This window comes from Blautia sp. AF19-13LB (assembly GCF_003479105.1).
GTDB classification, from domain to species: Bacteria; Bacillota; Clostridia; order Lachnospirales; family Lachnospiraceae; genus Fusicatenibacter; species Fusicatenibacter saccharivorans.
The window spans coordinates 1-908 of the sequence record NZ_QUGO01000070.1 but is presented as its reverse complement, the minus strand read 5'-3'; the positions used below and the strand labels follow the sequence as shown (position 1 = coordinate 908).

Annotated in this window: 1 protein-coding gene; it reads right to left on the bottom strand. The window is 45.5% G+C overall.

Annotated elements, in window-relative coordinates; genetic code table 11:
- Nucleotides 1-908: integrase DNA-binding domain-containing protein (locus tag DWX32_RS19310; RefSeq protein ID WP_147398522.1), on the bottom strand; the 908-nt coding region annotated here is incomplete at both ends.

Here is a 908-nt window from a genome sequence, read left to right as displayed (position 1 = left end):
TTGACTGCCACTTTTGGCAAGCCGTTCCGGTTAAGGAACAGAAACTTTGTGTAGCCCTCTAAAATAACAGGCTGTACATATTTCCGTTTATTTAGCACCCGTTGAAATGCTTCCAACACTTTTTCACTCATAGGAATAACCCGGTTGCCGCTTTTCGTCTTAGGCGTTTCCACATAGTAGCCCACGTCTGCAATCTTCAAAAGTTGGTGGTCTACATTGATAAGCTGTTTGTCTAAGTCAATGTCAGCTTCCGTCAGTCCGCAGAGTTCCGAAATGCGAAGTCCTGTCCCTAACAGTATGATAATCTCGTCGTAGTATTTCTGATAGACTTTATCATGCTGTACAAAGGACAGAAAAGCCGCTTCCTGCGTAGGGGATAGAGGTTCCTTTGGTTCCGTATCATCTTCAAGGACTGTGTTCAACTGGAAGTCAAATGGATTTTTACGAATACAATCGTCCTGTATGGCTGTGTAAAAGGCAGCCTTTAAGGAACGCTTGTGGTTGTTGATAGTCTTGAAGCCGTAACCTTTTTCTTTCATGCGTAACGCCCATTCCTTTGCGTCGGAGAGCTTCACATTTTCAATCCGGCAGGCTCCAAGTTTATCCTCCTGCAAAATCCGCATGAGCTGTTTTCGCCCCTGCTTTGTACCATGCCGCACATTTGCCCGGTGGCGTATCTGCTTTGCGTAGAGTTGGCAGACCGTCATTTTCTTTCCGATATGGTCGATACCGTCGTCAAGGTCTTTTTGGATTTCTTTCTCTTTTTCCCTCAACGCTATATCGTCGCGCTTTCCTGCCGGGGTTTTGTCCGTAGGCACTAACTTCCAAGAATAAACAAACTGCGGTTTCCCAAAGGTATCTATATATTTGTAGGCATATCTCCCGTCTTTTCTCTGGCTCTCTCCGGT